Annotated in this window: 14 protein-coding genes; 13 read left to right on the plus strand and 1 reads right to left on the minus strand. The window is 41.9% G+C overall.

The annotated features are described in order from the left end of the window. The first annotated feature begins 676 nt into the window (after positions 1–676). From rimK to E0D70_RS16320, 3 genes are all read left to right on the plus strand, one after another. Entirely contained in the window at positions 677–1,582 is a 906-nt protein-coding gene (rimK, locus tag E0D70_RS16310) for a 30S ribosomal protein S6--L-glutamate ligase (RefSeq protein WP_133013335.1), read from the plus strand. Next, positions 1,582–2,610: a succinylglutamate desuccinylase/aspartoacylase family protein gene (locus tag E0D70_RS16315; RefSeq protein ID WP_133013336.1), complete on the plus strand. Its 1,029-nt coding sequence runs from the start codon at positions 1,582–1,584 to the stop codon at positions 2,608–2,610. The genes rimK and E0D70_RS16315 overlap by 1 nt, the downstream gene beginning before the upstream one ends. Before the next feature lie 147 nt (positions 2,611–2,757). Then, positions 2,758–3,369, plus strand: a complete 612-nt coding sequence (locus E0D70_RS16320) for a hypothetical protein (protein WP_133013337.1) — start codon at positions 2,758–2,760, stop codon at positions 3,367–3,369. Positions 3,370–3,452: 83 nt separating this feature from the next. Here E0D70_RS16320 and ppsA read toward each other — a convergent pair whose 3' ends face one another. Further along, a complete protein-coding gene (ppsA, locus tag E0D70_RS16325) occupies positions 3,453–5,849 on the minus strand; it encodes a phosphoenolpyruvate synthase (protein ID WP_133013338.1) in 2,397 nt (798 codons plus the stop codon). Between the two features lie 206 nt (positions 5,850–6,055). On the opposite strand from ppsA, the gene ppsR reads away from it, so the two are divergent. From ppsR to E0D70_RS16375, 10 genes are all read left to right on the plus strand, one after another. Next, positions 6,056–6,859: a posphoenolpyruvate synthetase regulatory kinase/phosphorylase PpsR gene (ppsR, locus tag E0D70_RS16330; protein ID WP_133013339.1), complete on the plus strand. Its 804-nt coding sequence runs from the start codon at positions 6,056–6,058 to the stop codon at positions 6,857–6,859. Positions 6,860–7,244: 385 nt separating this feature from the next. Then, a complete protein-coding gene (gene rnr, locus E0D70_RS16335; RefSeq protein WP_133013340.1) occupies positions 7,245–9,806 on the plus strand; it encodes a ribonuclease R in 2,562 nt (853 codons plus the stop codon). A 32-nt stretch (positions 9,807–9,838) separates the two neighbouring features. After that, positions 9,839–10,606 (plus strand): 23S rRNA (guanosine(2251)-2'-O)-methyltransferase RlmB, encoded by a 768-nt coding sequence (gene rlmB / locus E0D70_RS16340; RefSeq protein WP_133013341.1) that lies wholly within the window; start codon positions 9,839–9,841, stop codon positions 10,604–10,606. 11 nt (positions 10,607–10,617) lie between these two features. Further along, complete coding sequence (cobT, locus tag E0D70_RS16345) at positions 10,618–11,685, plus strand: nicotinate-nucleotide--dimethylbenzimidazole phosphoribosyltransferase (protein WP_133013342.1); 1,068 nt, start codon at positions 10,618–10,620, stop codon at positions 11,683–11,685. Continuing rightward, entirely contained in the window at positions 11,672–12,448 is a 777-nt protein-coding gene (locus E0D70_RS16350; protein WP_133013343.1) for an adenosylcobinamide-GDP ribazoletransferase, read from the plus strand. Before cobT ends, E0D70_RS16350 begins: the two co-directional genes overlap by 14 nt. Then, positions 12,445–13,026, plus strand: a complete 582-nt coding sequence (locus tag E0D70_RS16355) for a histidine phosphatase family protein (protein WP_133013344.1) — start codon at positions 12,445–12,447, stop codon at positions 13,024–13,026. The genes E0D70_RS16350 and E0D70_RS16355 overlap by 4 nt, the downstream gene beginning before the upstream one ends. 43 nt (positions 13,027–13,069) lie before the next feature. Continuing rightward, on the plus strand, positions 13,070–13,684 hold the full coding sequence (locus tag E0D70_RS16360; RefSeq protein WP_133013345.1) for a trimeric intracellular cation channel family protein: 615 nt from the start codon (positions 13,070–13,072) through the stop codon (positions 13,682–13,684). A 3-nt stretch (positions 13,685–13,687) separates the two neighbouring features. Further along, positions 13,688–14,287 (plus strand): cob(I)yrinic acid a,c-diamide adenosyltransferase, encoded by a 600-nt coding sequence (cobO, locus tag E0D70_RS16365; protein ID WP_133013346.1) that lies wholly within the window; start codon positions 13,688–13,690, stop codon positions 14,285–14,287. Then, positions 14,281–15,342: an endonuclease/exonuclease/phosphatase family protein gene (locus E0D70_RS16370; protein ID WP_133013347.1), complete on the plus strand. Its 1,062-nt coding sequence runs from the start codon at positions 14,281–14,283 to the stop codon at positions 15,340–15,342. Before cobO ends, E0D70_RS16370 begins: the two co-directional genes overlap by 7 nt. 117 nt (positions 15,343–15,459) lie before the next feature. After that, positions 15,460–15,903 carry a tetratricopeptide repeat protein gene (locus E0D70_RS16375; protein WP_133013348.1) on the plus strand — a complete coding sequence of 148 codons (444 nt, stop codon included), beginning with the start codon at positions 15,460–15,462 and terminating at the stop codon, positions 15,901–15,903. Positions 15,904–15,911 lie beyond the last annotated feature (8 nt).

The raw sequence follows: 15,911 nt of genomic DNA on the forward strand, positions 1-15,911 counted from the left end.
CGTTTCTTGTTCTTCCATTTGCTTGCGCCTGTCTCGTACCTCGACGCGTCAGCACAAATGCAAAACAAGAACCTCTAACATCAAATACCTATAACAGATGAGCAGGGTCAGACCCCTTAAATAGTGGCATAGAATCCAACCAACCACATCACCCGCCGTTTAAGGGCTCTGACCCTCGTCGTAAGCACCAAAAGTCGTTTCTTATCTTCCATTTACTCGCGCCTGTCTCGTACCTCGACGCGTCAGCACCAAACGATCGCGTGGGCCTGCTTGGCACCAAAGGCCGCTTCTTGTCAGTCCCTTTGCTAGCTACAGAATTAGACTTTTTTAAGAATCATGTTTTGTGTCTAGGGTTGTGGGCGCTTTGTCATTGATAAAAGCCTATGATTAAGCAGATCAATAAAGTGATAAGTAGGCTAAGCTGTTATGTAACTACTGGTTCGTAAACCAATTTAACGGTCATTTTGATGGCAATTTATTGTGCTGATACTTCTCTGTTGAGTAGGGTGGTTAGCGCTCTCTTGCTAGACTAAGCTTGAAGTGAGATCTTTTCTATTTAGCTAAAATATTGCTTCCCTAGCATCAGCTTATTAACTATTCTCGCGCTCAAGATACACCTATATTTTTATAAGAAGCTTTTCGATAAAGCTTCTTTCTTTTAGTGCAAGGAACACCTATGAAAATTGCTATTCTATCTCGTAATCCTAACCTTTATTCTACTCGACGTCTTGTGGAAGCCGGTGAAAAACTCGGTCACGAGATGGATGTGATTGATACTATGCACTGTTATATGGATATTTCCAGTAACAACCCTTCTGTTCGTTATGATGGTAAGCCATTGCCTAAGTATGACGCTGTTATCCCTCGCATCGGCGCTTCAGTTACCTTTTATGGTACTGCTGTTGTGCGTCAGTTTGAGATGATGGGGACTTATAGTATTAACGAGTCAGTGGCTATTAGCCGCTCTCGCGATAAGCTTCGATCTCTACAATTAATGTCTCGCAAAGGTTTGGGTCTGCCTAAAACAGGTTTTGCGCATCACCCAGATAAAATTGGTGATTTGTTGAAAAATGTCGGCGGGGCTCCTGTTGTCATTAAACTCCTAGAAGGGACGCAGGGGATCGGTGTGGTATTAGCTGAATCTAATAAGACGGCTGAATCAATTATTGAAGCGTTTATGGGGTTGAAGGCCAATATACTGGTCCAAGAATACATAAAAGAAGCTGGAGGCGCTGATATTCGTTGTTTAGTGGTTGGTGGGAAGGTCATCGCTGCGATGAAGCGGCAAGGTGCTGAAGGTGAGTTTCGTTCTAATTTGCATCGAGGTGGCACGGCATCGCTGGTTAAATTGTCGCCAGAAGAACGTAAGACTGCGGTTGAAGCTGCAAAGGTTATGGGGCTGAATATGTGTGGTGTCGATATTCTTCGTTCAAACGATGGTCCGCTGATTATGGAAGTGAATTCCTCTCCAGGGTTAGAAGGTATTGAATCCGCTACTAATAAAGACGTTGCCGCTATGATCATTAATCACATAGAAAAATCTGCGATTAGTGGCAATACTAAAACGAAAGGTAAAGGTTGATGAGTGATGATATTTTAACCATCGACGGCGTTGATATTTTATTAGGTGAAACTGTAAAAATAAAGTTACCAATTGTTAAGCTTTATACAGATACTAATATGTCTATGCCAATATTTGTTAAAAGGGGAAAGCGTTCTGGGCCTACTCTTTTTATTAGTGCGGCGATACATGGTGATGAATTAAATGGTATTGAGATAATTAGCCGTATTATCCAGAGTAAATATATGGATAAAATTCGCGGGACATTAATTGCTGTGCCTGTCGTTAATGGCTATGGCGTATTAAATCAAAGTCGTTACTTACCAGATCGACGTGATTTAAATCGTTCTTTTCCTGGTTCTCAGCGCGGTTCATTAGCAGGAAGAGTTGCTGATCGATTTCTAAGCGAAATTGTTTCAAAAGCAGACTACGGCATTGATTTGCATACTGGAAGTTTGCATCGCAGTAACTTACCTCAGATTCGAGCTAATTTAGATGACCAAGAAACGTTGGAAATCGCAACAGCATTCGGCGTTCCTGTCATTTTAAATTCAAACCTTAGAGATGGTTCTTTAAGGGAGTGTGCTAATGATGTTGGTGCTAAAGTGATTTTATACGAAGCTGGCGAAGCGCTTAGGTTTGATGAACTATCTATTAGGGCCGGTGTGAAGGGCATTGTTGAGGTCATGCGTCATCTTGGTATGTTGCCTAAAACAAGGCGTAAAAAGTCGTTGTCTGAACCAAGAATTGCTCGTAGTAGTAGCTGGATAAGAGCCACTGACAGTGGTTTTACTACACACATAAAAGAGCTTGGTGATTTGGTAGAAAGTGGTGATCTTCTTGCTCAGATTAAAGACCCTTATGGAATAATATTGGACGACGTTATTTGTAAAAATGGAGGCATTATTATTGGGAAACAAAATATTCCTTTGGTTCAAGAAGGGGATGCTATGTACCATATTGCACATTTCACATCGCCTGATGAAGTTGCTGAGAATGTTGAAACAATGCAAGATGAGTTAATGGATAATTATAGAACGTCTGATTAAGATGAAATTCCTTTTTTTATCTTAATTAGATTGAAATGATATCAACTCCACATTAACTTGGGATTGTTTGAGGCAATTAACTTAAGCTATCGTTTTTTCTACTTTTTTTACCTAATATCCTGCTGAAATTAACTCTGCAGGTTTATTATGTTTTTAGTCCGTGCTTTTCTATATTTAATATCTTTAGCCGGGGTTGGCTACCTTATTGGTCTAGAAGGATATCATTTCAAAACATTGGCTGTTTATGGTGAGCATACACTCACCGAGCACATGCAAGATATGATGACTTTTTCTAGTTGCATGTTGTTTTTATATGCATCGCGTATTGATCCAAAATTAAAAATCGCAGGTACTTTATTAGCCGCTCTTTTGGCAATGATGTTTGTTAGAGAATCTGATGCATTATTAGATAAATATGCCTACGATGGAGCGTGGCAAACGATAGTTAGCTTTATTTTGGTCATGGTAGTCGTTTTTTTATGGGGTAGGTTTTCTTCCATTTATGGGTCTTTAAAGGCGTACTCTGAAACAGCTTGCTATGGGACATGCTTGGCAGGGCTGGTAACTGTGTTGGCGTTTTCCAGAATGATGGGGCGTAACTCGTTCTGGTCTTCTGTAATGGGTGACAACTATATTCGAGTTGTAAAAAATATCGTAGAAGAGGGCACGGAAACACTAGGTTATACTTTGATTCTAATTTCAGCCATTGAGCTTGTGTTGATTTGCCAGAAAAATCAAAAATTAGCAGCCAAGGATTAGCCCTCAGTTTCTTGACTAAAAAAAGCCTCGCAAGCGAGGCTATAAAACTAGAGTGACGTTACAATAACGTAACAGCGCCGTGGTTAAACGGCATTCTGACTTAACGAAGTATTTTCTAGTACTTCGTTAAGATGCAGCCAAGTTTCAATGACGGTATCAGGATTAAGAGAAAGACTCTCAATACCTTGCTCTACTAGCCAGTCGGCAAAATCTGCATGATCTGATGGGCCTTGGCCACAAATCCCTACGTATTTGCCTTTTGCTCGGCAAGCTGAAATTGCCATTTTAAGCAGTTTTTTAACCGCTGGATTTCTTTCATCGAATTTGTCAGCGATGAGTCCTGAGTCTCGATCAAGTCCCAGTGTTAGTTGCGTTAAATCGTTTGATCCTATAGAAAAACCGTCAAAGTATTCTAGAAATTCATCTGCTAATAAGGCATTGGATGGTAACTCACACATCATAATGACTTTGAGACCATTTTCTCCACGAGCTAAGCCTTGTTCTGTGAGTAGCTCTGTGACTTGCTGCGCCTCTTCTAAAGTACGAACAAAAGGAATCATGATTTGCACGTTGGTTAGGCCCATGTCATTACGTACACGTCGAATGGCTTCACATTCCAATGCAAAACATTCACGGAACGAGTCATCGATGTAACGAGCGGCGCCTCGGAAACCAAGCATTGGGTTTTCTTCATCAGGTTCGAATAATGGCCCACCCACCAAATTATGATATTCGTTTGATTTAAAGTCAGACAAGCGAACTATCACTGGCTTTTTAGAGAAGGAGCAGGCGAGAGTCGCGACACCTTCAACTAGTTTGTCGACATAGAACTCAACAGGGCCTTTGTAGCCAGCTATTCGGTGATCTATTTCTTCTTTTATTGAAGCACTCATATCAGCGTAATTGAGCAGCGCTTTTGGGTGAATACCTATCATGCGATTAATGATGAATTCTAAACGAGCCAAGCCAATGCCAGCGTTTGGTAACATGGCAAAATCAAAAGCTCGGTTTGGGTTACCCACGTTCATCATCACTTTAACAGGCAGTTCTGGCATATTGCCGACTTCTGAAGTGATGACGTCGAAGTGTAATTCACCTTGGTAAACGAAGCCCATGTCTCCTTGAGCGCAAGACACAGTTACTTTTTGTCCCTCTTTCAGTGTCTCTGTTGCATCTCCACAACCGACAACGGCAGGAATGCCTAGCTCACGAGCAATGATTGCAGCGTGGCAGGTACGACCACCACGATTTGTGACAATCGCCGACGCGCGTTTCATGATCGGCTCCCAATCAGGATCTGTAATGTCGGTGACAAGAATATCCCCAGGCTTAATACGATCCATCTCAGTAATAGAAGACAATATTTTGACTTCGCCAGTACCAATTTTGTGACCAATGGCGCGGCCAGTAATGAGCACAGGGGAGGTTTCTTTGAGAGAGAAACGTTCCATGCTCTGTGCGTTTGCTTGACTGCGGACTGTCTCTGGGCGCGCTTGAACTATGTATATTTTTCCATCTATACCGTCTTTCGCCCATTCAATGTCCATTGGACGTTGATAGTGTGTCTCGATGATGCAAGCTTGACGAGCTAGGTCTTCTATCTCGTCATTTGTTAATGCAAAGCGGTTTTGGTCATCAAGGGCTACGGGGACAATAGTCACAAATTCTTCACTTCCTGCCTCTGCGTACTCCATTTTTTGCGCTTTGGAACCTAACGACTTACGCACTACCGCTGGACGTTTAGCGGCTAGTGTTGATTTATGCACGTAATACTCATCTGGATTAACGGTACCTTGAACAACCATTTCTCCAAGACCGTATGCAGCAGTAATGAAGACAACTTCATCAAAACCAGATTCTGTGTCTAATGTGAAAAGTACACCAGAAGCACCTATGTCGCTGCGTACCATTTTTTGAATGCCAGCCGATAAGGCAACGCCTTTATGCTCGTATCCTTGGTGAACGCGGTAAGAAATGGCACGATCGTTATACAAAGAAGCAAAAACACGTTTGATAGAGGCTTTAATGTCAGCAAGCCCTTTCACGTTCAAATAGGTTTCTTGCTGGCCAGCGAAAGAGGCGTCAGGCAAATCCTCTGCGGTAGCGGATGAACGGACAGCAAAAGAAGTGTCTGAAGCATTATCTTCACATAAAATTTTAAATGCTTGTTCAATTTCTGCATCAAATTCTGGTGAGAAAGGCGCATCTTCAACCCATTGACGAATTTTCACACCTGCTTCTGAAAGCGCATGAACGTCATCAACATCTAAGGTGTCGAGAGTTTGGTTGATTTTTGCGTCTAAGCCGCTTTCTTCTAAGAAGCTTTGATAAGCATAGGAAGTAGTTGCAAAACCATTTGGTACTTGAATACCAAGGCTAGTCAGGTTAGAAATCATTTCTCCTAAAGAGGCGTTTTTACCACCTACTTCACCGACGTCTTCTAAACGAAGATTTTTGAACCACTTAACAAATTTGCTCACACGGGACTCCAAAATAGTTACTTAAAAAGAGTAATCTGATTTTCTTATTGGTATAACGACATAATTAGTTAAAGCTTGTAAAAACGTTATGTCTGGGATCATTGTATGTAGGTGAGGGACATGGAATAAAATCGAATATTCGATGTAGTTTTATTTCAATTAAAAAATTTAATGTTGTTGCATAACAACAAAATGAGAATAAAAACATGAAAGTGTATTTTGTATCAGACGGAACAGCGATTACGGCAGAAGTCTTTGGTTCGGCGATGTTGTCGTTTTTTGATGTGGCTGTAGAGACACAAAGCGTGCCTTTTTTAGCGACGATGGATCAGGCCAATGGGTTGAAACAACAGATTAATTTAGAGGTAGAATCTGGAAATCCTCCTTTGGTGTTTTATACTATTTCTGACATTAAAATACGTGAGATTATTCAATCCTGTGAATGTCACTGTTATAACTTATTTGGTGATCTATTATTGCCGATAGAGAAGGCACTAGGTGTTTCAGCTCAACCGACGGCTCAAAAAGCCCACGGTATGAAAGAGGGGGTCTACGACGGTCGGATAGACGCCGTTAACTATGCGTTAGCGAATGATGATGGGGTATCTATCAAAAATTTCGATCAAGCGGATATTATCTTGTTGGGTGTGTCTCGATCAGGTAAAACGCCAACCAGTTTATATTTAGCGATGCAATACGGAATTAAAGCGGCAAACTACCCAATTACCGAAGATGATTTTGCCGCGACTGGTTTGCCGAAAGTGCTGAAACCTCATAAGAAAAAGCTCTTTGGATTAACCATAGATCCAGACCGATTACATGAAATTCGTACTGGTAGAATGGCAGCCAGTAAATACGCATCACCTCGACAATGTCGCTATGAAATAGAAGAAGTTGAGTCGCTTTATCGCCAAGAGCGGATACCTTTTTTAGATTCGACAAAACTGTCCGTGGAAGAAATTTCCACCAAAGTGATGGCTGAGATGAATTTAGTACGCCATAGGCAATGAATACACGCTTCAATACCTATCTAATTATTCGATGTTTTTGGTGGTTTTGTTTGAAATATGAGCAAAAAGGCATAAAAAAAGTAAAATCTATTCAAAAAAGTTTCATGAAAACTTGGTATAAACGAGAGTAGGTAATGGTTTATTGACTGTTTTGTTGTGAAATTACAAGGCAGATTAAGAAGTTGATGTGCAGTTTGTAGGAAGGGTGGCTTTCAGCTAAAGAGTATTGGGCGAGAATGCTCTATAATGACAACAAATTAGACGTGTCAGAAGCTTGGTTTAAAGAAATGTAACTGGGCACTGCGAATGTTCTAAGCAATAAGGTGTTAAAGCTCGACCATTTATAAGAGTGCAGCTTATTGATTAATCCAAGGATAAACAAACATTGAGTAATAAAAATATAAACGATCCCCATAAACAACGAGAAGCCTCTAAGTACGATAACCCCGTACCGAGTCGCGAATTCATATTAGAGTTTCTCGCGTCAAAGAATATCAGCTTAGGCCATCTAGACTTGTGCAAAGAGTTTGCCTTGACTGGTGAAGATCAAATAGAAGCTTTGCGTCGCCGACTGATTGCGATGTGTCGAGATCATCAGCTGACAAGTAATAAGAATGAAGAATACACTCCGATCCTAGAAAGTGACCTTATCGAAGGCTATGTTCAGGGCAATAAAGAAGGCCACGGTTTTCTATTGCGTCAAAATGACGATGATATTTTTCTTTCTTTTCGTCAAATGCAAAACGTAATGGATGGCGACAAGGTTAAGGTACGTTTATCTGGTCGTAGTGTTAAAGGTCGGTTAGACGGTGTTGTTGTCGAAGTGATTGAGCGTAAGCACAGTCAATTAGTTGGCCGTTACTACGAAGAAAGTCGAACCTCTTTTGTTACGCCTGAAAACCCTCGTATTTCTCAAGACATATTGATCTCCAAAGACTCTGGCTTGGTGCCAGTTCATGGACAATATGTGCTGACGGAAATTGTTTCCTATGCAGAGCGTGGTAAGCCAGCTCAAGGTATAGTGAAAAAAATTCTGGGTGACTTTATGGCACCTGGCCTTGAGATAGATGTGGCCATCCACCGTTATGAAATTCCCAGTGAATGGCCTAAAGCCGTAGAAAAACAGGTTCAGGGTTTCACGGCAGAAGTAGCAGAAGAAGATAAAGAACATAGGGTAGATTTGCGTAATCTGCCTTTTGTTACTATTGATGGCGAAGATGCGCGCGATTTTGATGATGCGGTTTATTGTGAAAAAACACCAGGCGGTTGGAAATTATTTGTTGCCATTGCGGATGTTTCTCACTATGTGAAAAAAGACACGGCATTAGATGAAGAAGCCATCGTACGAGGAAACTCAGTGTATTTTCCTGGCCGAGTGGTTCCTATGCTGCCAGAAATACTGTCGAACGGTTTGTGCTCGTTAAACCCAGATATTGATCGTTTGGCTATGGTTGCTGAGGTATCGCTTACAACCAAAGGCAAAATGCGTGGCTATAAATTTTATGAAGGCTTGATTAAGTCGCATGCTCGTCTTACTTACACCAAAGTGGCGAAAATGATTGCGCCAGAACTTGAATATGACGGTGAAGAGTTACGTGAACGTTATGCCTCTATTGTTACTCATATTGATGATTTAAATGGTCTTTATCATGTGTTGAAAGCGGCCCGTGCTGAGCGTGGTGCGATGGAGTTTGACACTGTTGAAACACGTATGGTGTTTGATGAGAATTCTAAGATTGATCAAATTGTTCCTGTTGAGCGAAATGATGCGCATAAACTGATCGAAGAATGCATGTTGTGCGCTAACGTAGCGGCGGCAGAGTTATTAATTAAAGCGGATCTACCAGCGTTATTTCGAGTTCATGAAGGGCCAAAAGAAGATCGCTTATTAACCTTACGGTCTTATCTTGGATTGTTAGGTCTTGAGTTAACTGGTGGGCTGAAGCCTAAGCCAAGTGACTATGCTTTGCTGACGGATCAGATTAAACATCGCGCTGATGCACGTAGTATCCAGACCATGTTGCTACGCTCTATGTCTCAAGCGGTATATCAGGCAGATAATTTAGGCCATTTTGGCTTGAATTACGAAGCATATGCGCATTTTACTTCTCCTATTCGTCGCTATCCGGACTTATTGGTTCACCGAGCAATTCGTTATTTAATACGTGGTGAAGGTCGTCCTGTTATGCGTCAAGCATATCGAGTAGCAGGTAGTCCGACTCTTAAAGAACGTAAAATATATGGATACAGTCATGCCGATATGGATGCGTTAGGCGATTCATGTTCTGTCACTGAGCGCCGTGCTGATGAAGCCACTCGTGATGTAGAAGCGTGGTTGAAATGTCAGTATGTTGAGCAGCATTTAGGTGAGTCTTTTGATGGCGTCGTTACTGCCGTCACTTCATTTGGATTGTTCGTTGAGCTGCAAGGGTTATTTGTTGATGGCTTAGTGCATATTTCAGGATTGGGACAAGATTATTTTGTTCATGATCTGGAGCATCAAGCGATTATTGGCGAAAGAACGGGCCGTGTTTTCCGTTTGGGGGACCGCCTGAAAGTTAAAGTCTCTAGTGTTAATTTAGAGCAACGAAAAATTGATTTGAGTTTAGACGATGTTCAGGCTAAACCACGTAAGAAAATTGAGCGTAATGATGCAAGCGAGCTTGAGATGCAATTAGCACAACTGCCTCCTATTGAGTTAGGTGGTCGTACTAAGTCTAAAAAGCCGCTTCCAACTGAAAAGACTGACAGCGTAGAGAAGAATGAAAAAGAAGGAGAAAAGAAACCTAAGACGAAAAAGCGTCGCGGTCCTTCAAAGGGAAAAATGATCCGTCAAAAGAAAACGGCACAAAATGCGGTAAAAGCTAAAACCGCTTCGACGGTAAAAAAAGTGAAAAAGCCAAAAAAAGCGAAAAAAAATAACGCTAAGCCTAGAGCTAACGATTAATTGATTTATCCGATTAGAGTAAAAATATCATAATGTCAGATTTAGAATGGATTTACGGAATTCATGCCGTAGAAAATGCGTTAACTCAGCAACCTGAGCGTATTAATGAAATACGTTTTCAGGAAGGCCGTGATGATAAAAAAACACAGCGTTTAGTGCAGCTTTGTAAAACCAATAAAGTACGCTACAGCATAGTGGCTCGTCGCGATTTAGATCAGCTTTTTACCAAAAATAAAGAGCGTGTAGTCCACCAAGGTGTTGTTGCTTATACAGTAATGACCAAAGCGGGTAATGAAGGTGACTTACACACTTTAGTTGAAGGTATAGAAGGAACGCCGCTAATTATTATTTTAGATGGTGTGACTGATCCTCATAATTTAGGCGCCTGTTTGCGTAGTGCAGATGCTGCTGGTGCGCATGCCGTAGTGATGCCAAAAGACAATTCAGCGCCTTTGAATGCGACTGTTAGTAAAGTCGCGTGTGGCGCAGCGGAAAGTATTCCGGTTTATGCAGTAACTAACTTAGCGCGCACAATGAAAAAACTGCAAGATCAGGGTGTTTGGATTTTTGGAACGGCAGGGGAAGCGACACAAACCGTTTATGAACAAGACTTTACCATTCCGACAGCCATAGTAATGGGTGCTGAGGGAGATGGTATGCGTCGATTGACTCGTGAGCAGTGCGACTACTTGGTGAAACTGCCTATGGCGGGTGTTGTTTCGAGTTTAAATGTGTCTGTTGCGACTGGCGTTTGTTTGTTTGAAGTCGTACGTCAACGTGCTCAAAAGGCGCTAGGCTAGGGAGTATAAGTGTGTTTGAGCAGTTTACTATTCAGGCTCCATCAAGGTCATTAAATGAGTCTCTTCAGCATAAGATTGATACTAAGACTAAACCCTTGGGCGCTTTGGGAGCATTAGAGCATCTAGCGTTTCAACTTGGTCGCATTCAAGAAACTGTAGACGTGGATGTGTCTAAGCCAAAGATGATTGTTTTTGCGGCAGATCATGGTGTTGTCGCTCAAGGAATTAGCGTGTTTCCGCAAGAAGTGACACCACAAATGGTGATGAACTTCTTAATGGGCGGTGCCGCGGTCAGCGTTTTTTGTGCTCAACATAACGTACCTCTTCAAGTTGTCGATGTGGGTGTGAATGCAGAATTAAAAAGTCATCCTTTATTGAGCAAGCGTAAAGTGGCTTTTGGCTCTAAAGATTTTAGCCAAGAAGCGGCGATGACGTCTGAAGAGTTATTCCAAGCCATTCAAGCAGGAGTTGTTGAAGTTGATCTTGCTATTGATGCTGGTGTTAATTTATTAATGTTTGGCGAGATGGGCATTGGCAATACCAGTGTGTCTTCTTGCATGATGACCGCATTGACAGGCATAGATCCATCGCAAAGCGCGGGTCGGGGCACTGGTTTAGATGACAATGGCGTTTCTAGAAAGGCTCAGGTAATTGAAGCCTCTCTAAAGCGTGCTGAAACGCAGACTGGTCAAGTTATGATGGACTGGAGCGCACAAACACTAGCAGAACAGGTAGGTGGATTCGAGATCATAGCAATGGCAGGAGCCATGTTGCAGTCTGCGCAGCGTAAAACCGCCTTTGTGGTGGATGGCTTTATTTGTTCTGTTGCTTTGTTATATGCACAAAAAATTGCGCCTAATGTTCGTGAATACGCTATTTTTGCTCATCAATCTAATGAGCAAGCGCATAAATTGTTGTTGAGCCATTTACACGCAGAGCCTATTTTGTCTTTAGATTTACGTTTAGGCGAAGGATCCGGTGCTATTTTGTCTTATCCTCTTATTCAAAGTGCGGCCGTGTTTCTCAATAATATGGCGAGTTTCGAAAGTGCAGGTGTAAACGACGGTGACAATATATAACGCTTATTGGCAAGGTTTTAAACGAAGTCTTGTAACCTATACTCGTATCCCGATTTCCGTTGATTGGGATGACAGCATAAAGCACACTCCCGCAGTGTGCTTTTTACCGTCGGTGGGTATCGTTGTTGCCTTGTTAAGCGCTTGGCCATTATGGTTTGATGCTCTGCCAGCCGCTATTCAGGCCATCTTCATGTTGCTAACCGCCGTGTTAATCACGGGTGGTTTTCATGAAGATGGGTTAATGGATGCCTGTGATGGTTTGGTCGGTGGTTGGGATAAAGAACAGCGTTTGAAGATCATGAAGGACTCTAGGATTGGCAGTTACGCAGCCTTGTCTATTTGGTTTTCGATGACACTTAAATGGCTATTATTGACCCAAATACTTTCAAGTCTTATGGCTGATGGGAGTCATTATGGATCGGCTTTATTCGCTTGGATTATGGTTCATAGTGTGTCGCGATTTACGCCGTTGGTGATCATGAATACGATGGATTATGTGACTGCAGGTCAAAGTAAAGCATCGAGTATGATTGCTAAGCTGGGTAAAGAGGAATGGTTTTTGGCTTTAATTCCTTGCCTGTTTCTTCTGCTGTTAGATTTTTCACATCTAATCAAAGCCATCGGCGTTTTAGCCTTGTTTGTGTTAGGGGCTAGACGATACTTAAGAAAGCGTCTCGGAGGGTTTAATGGCGATACATTGGGGGCCGTCGAGCAGATAAGTGAAGTATTATTGCTATTGTGTTTGATGGATGCATTAGCATGAAGCTGTACTTGATTCGTCATCCTAAGCCGGATATAAAGCAAGGCTTGTGTTACGGGCAAGCAGATGTGCCGCTTCTAGACGGTTGGCAAGCCCAGGCTAGGTTATTACGACGCTATCTGGATACTTTGCAGGGAAGTATGGCTTTTTATCACAGCCCATTAAGTCGAGCGGCAGAGCTCGCTGGCTTAATTAGCCAGAATACTTCACAACCTCAACACGCACTTAAAGAATTAGATTTTGGTCTCTGGGAAAATTTACTCTGGGAAGATATTCCTAAAGAGTCGATAGACCTATGGTTTGAAGACATCGTCGATACGGCACCTTATCAAGGAGAATCCTTACAAGTGCTTGCAGATCGAGTGTGGTGCTGGTGGTCATCTATTAAACATTGTAATGCCGAGCATTTGGTTGTGGTGACTCATTCAGGTGTTATCAAAGTGCTAGTGAGTTTGTTGTGTCAATGGCCTTTGGCGCAATCTCATCGAATTGATGTAGGGTTTATGAGCGTGACAGAGTTATTTATTCAAGATGAATATATTTCTTTGAAGCGTTTAGGGGCGGGCGATTGGGTCATTTGATTCCATCGAATATAAAGTGATTAGAACAGAGATTAATTGAAATATGCTGTTATATATTTTAGGCATGATAGGCATTGCAGCGTTTGCTATTACTGGCGTTATTTCATCCGGTAAGCGAGACATGGATTTGTTCAGTATTGTCCTTTTAGGCATGGTTACTTCCTTAGGTGGCGGGACCATTCGAGATGTTATTTTAGGGGTTGAAAGTGTTTATTGGGTCAAAGATACCTCCTATCTTTGGGTGGCATTTTTATCTTCTCTATTCGCCTTTTTTGCAGTACGAATTATAGATGATAGACAGAGAGTTTTTCATTATGCCGATGCTTTTGGTTTGGCGTTGTTTACCATCGTAGCAACAGAGCGTGTATTGAGCTTAGGGTTCTCTCCAACGATTGCGATTACGATGGGTGTAACCACGGGTGTTGCGGGTGGCATTATTCGGGATGTTGTGAGTAATCGTCCTCCTATGGTGCTTGGGCGAGAATTTTATGCGACCCCTGCTTTTATTGGCGCTGTACTGATGGTATTACTTCAAAAAAACATTCCTTCCCATGAATATAATTCGATTTACTCAGTCGCTCTGATATTTATACTCAGACTGTTTGCTATTCACAAAGGCCTTTATTATCCAAGTTGGCTGCTATACAAGAAGAAATAAATTATGACAGAGCTAGATGCAAAACAAGAAGCGAGGCTTCTTAAGAAAAAAGCGGTTGTTGATCAGCGTATTGCGTCGGCGACAGAAGAGCGAGGCGTTACTATTTTATTAACAGGAACGGGTAAGGGGAAAAGCTCCAGTGCCTTCGGTACCATGGCAAGAGCGCTTGGACATGGACAAAAGTGTGCGGTTATCCAGTTTATCAAAGGTCGTAAAGCCACAGGCGAACAGCTTTTTTTTGGTGAGCATCCAGGTGTAGAATTTCATGTGATGGGACATGGATTTACTTGGGAAACTCGTAATCCTGCATTAGAAAAAGAAGCGGCCGAACAGGCTTGGGCATTAGCTAAGCAAGTATTATCCAATCCTGATATTCACTTTGTACTATTAGATGAAATTACCTATATGTACAAATATGGCCATTTAGACGAAGCAGATTTACTGGCGGCTTTGGCTGCTCGACCAGCTCATCAAAATGTCATGATGACAGGGCGTACAGCACCAAGAGCCTTATTAGACAGTGTAGATACGCACAGCAAAGTAGCGAATGAACGTCATGCTTTTGCTAATGGAGTTAAGGCGCAAGTGGGAATTGAATGGTAGTTCGCATTGCGAGCTACAACACAGCATTAAGCCGCTCTAGTGAGGGCGACTTATTAAACGCGTTAACATCTGGATGTGATAAACAAGTGTTAGCGACAGTGGCTCTCTTACAACATATTCGTCCAGATATTATTCTTCTTAACGAGATAGACTTTGACCCCAGTGGTCGTATTGTTACTCTGTTACAGAAAGCGCTCCGTCACGCTAACAAGGATCAAAACTTAGATCTGCCGTATGCTTATAGCCAAGCTGTAAACACAGGTATGCCCTCTGGTCGAGACTTTGATAAAGACGGTATAGCCTCGGATAAAGGCGCGGACGCATTAGGTTTTGGCGTGTTTCCAGGTCAATACGGTATGCTTTTACTTTCTCGTTTTCCCATCGATACTGTGGCCACTCGAACTTTTCAGTCTTTTCTCTGGAAAGACATGCCTACCCCTTGTTTGCCTAAAAATAGTCGAGGTGATTCGTGGTTCGATACAGAAGATCTTAGTATTTTACCCTTATCTTCTAAATCCCATTGGGACGTGGCAGTCGATGTTTATGGCAAGAAGCTTAGATGTTTATGTTCACATCCGACGCCGCCTGTTTTTGATGGTAAAGAGAAACGCAACGCTTGTCGCAACCACGATGAAATTCGTTTTTGGACCGATTACCTATCTGGTGAGCCTTACTTCTACGATGACCAAGGCCGTACAGGTGGTATTGATCAAGATGATTTTGTGTTACTTGGAGATTTAAATGCATCGCCTACGGAAGGGGATTCATATCGTCAGGCAATAGTGAATTTATTAAATCATCCTAAAGTAGCGCATTTGCCCTTTCCTGAGAGTGAAGGTGGCATTGAGCACTCATCTCAAATTGAAAAAAACATCAGCAAATGTCATACCGCAGTTTGGCGTATGCAAGCAGACTATGTTCGAGTGAGCCAAACATTACTTCCTCTTAATCAAGCTGTTTTTTGGCCTAAAAAAGCCTCTCAAGAAGCGACATTATTGAAAAATACCTCAGACCATCGGCTGGTCTATCTCGATCTTCCCTTCACAGAAATATAACCAGAAATGAGATTTATTTTCAAAAGTGTAGATTTTCTATTTGTTTTTAATGATAATGATTCTCGTTACTTTTTAATTGAATTGTTAAAATGAAAACTAACTCAAGTGGAGATGACTATGCAGTACTGGGAAAGGTTAACAAGAGAAGCCAACAAAGCTTATTTTAAGCACGCTTTTTCTGATGCAGTAGATTTGAATCGAAAAGCACTCGCTCAAGTCGAAAGAGAATCTGATCACGGTTTTTACCAGGACCCTGAAACGATTGTCTCAGCGACAGTGGTTAGTCATTTAAATATTGCAGAAGCGTTTACAGGGCTTGGTGATTTTGTATCGGCAAATTTACAGTACGAAAATGCAATGAATTTCTTACAAGCCGTTTTAATGCGTTCAGACCTTGAGGCTGAACAACGTGATTTGATTATGCGAACGACGACGCATATACGCTTCGAATGGGATCTCTTTATACAAAGTAAAGGGGCTGAGCTTAAAACGCAAAATAATGCTCTAGTGCAGGCTATTACACATTCCGTATCCTATGCGAAAGCCGTTATTTGTCACTAAATAAGATG

Source organism: Marinomonas flavescens (assembly GCF_004352835.1).
In the GTDB taxonomy this organism is placed as follows: Bacteria; Pseudomonadota; Gammaproteobacteria; order Pseudomonadales; family Marinomonadaceae; genus Marinomonas; species Marinomonas flavescens.

What these genes read in the sequence shown, in the direction of transcription:
- rimK (WP_133013335.1), top strand. Translation starts at nt 677, where the DNA reads ATGAAAATTGCTATTCTATCTCGTAATCCTAACCTTTATTCTACTCGA.
- E0D70_RS16315 (WP_133013336.1), top strand. Translation starts at nt 1,582, where the DNA reads ATGAGTGATGATATTTTAACCATCGACGGCGTTGATATTTTATTAGGT.
- E0D70_RS16320 (WP_133013337.1), top strand. Translation starts at nt 2,758, where the DNA reads ATGTTTTTAGTCCGTGCTTTTCTATATTTAATATCTTTAGCCGGGGTT.
- ppsR (WP_133013339.1), top strand. Translation starts at nt 6,056, where the DNA reads ATGAAAGTGTATTTTGTATCAGACGGAACAGCGATTACGGCAGAAGTC.
- rlmB (WP_133013341.1), top strand. Translation starts at nt 9,839, where the DNA reads ATGTCAGATTTAGAATGGATTTACGGAATTCATGCCGTAGAAAATGCG.
- E0D70_RS16355 (WP_133013344.1), top strand. Translation starts at nt 12,445, where the DNA reads ATGAAGCTGTACTTGATTCGTCATCCTAAGCCGGATATAAAGCAAGGC.
- E0D70_RS16360 (WP_133013345.1), top strand. Translation starts at nt 13,070, where the DNA reads ATGCTGTTATATATTTTAGGCATGATAGGCATTGCAGCGTTTGCTATT.
- cobO (WP_133013346.1), top strand. Translation starts at nt 13,688, where the DNA reads ATGACAGAGCTAGATGCAAAACAAGAAGCGAGGCTTCTTAAGAAAAAA.
- E0D70_RS16370 (WP_133013347.1), top strand. Translation starts at nt 14,281, where the DNA reads ATGGTAGTTCGCATTGCGAGCTACAACACAGCATTAAGCCGCTCTAGT.
- E0D70_RS16375 (WP_133013348.1), top strand. Translation starts at nt 15,460, where the DNA reads ATGCAGTACTGGGAAAGGTTAACAAGAGAAGCCAACAAAGCTTATTTT.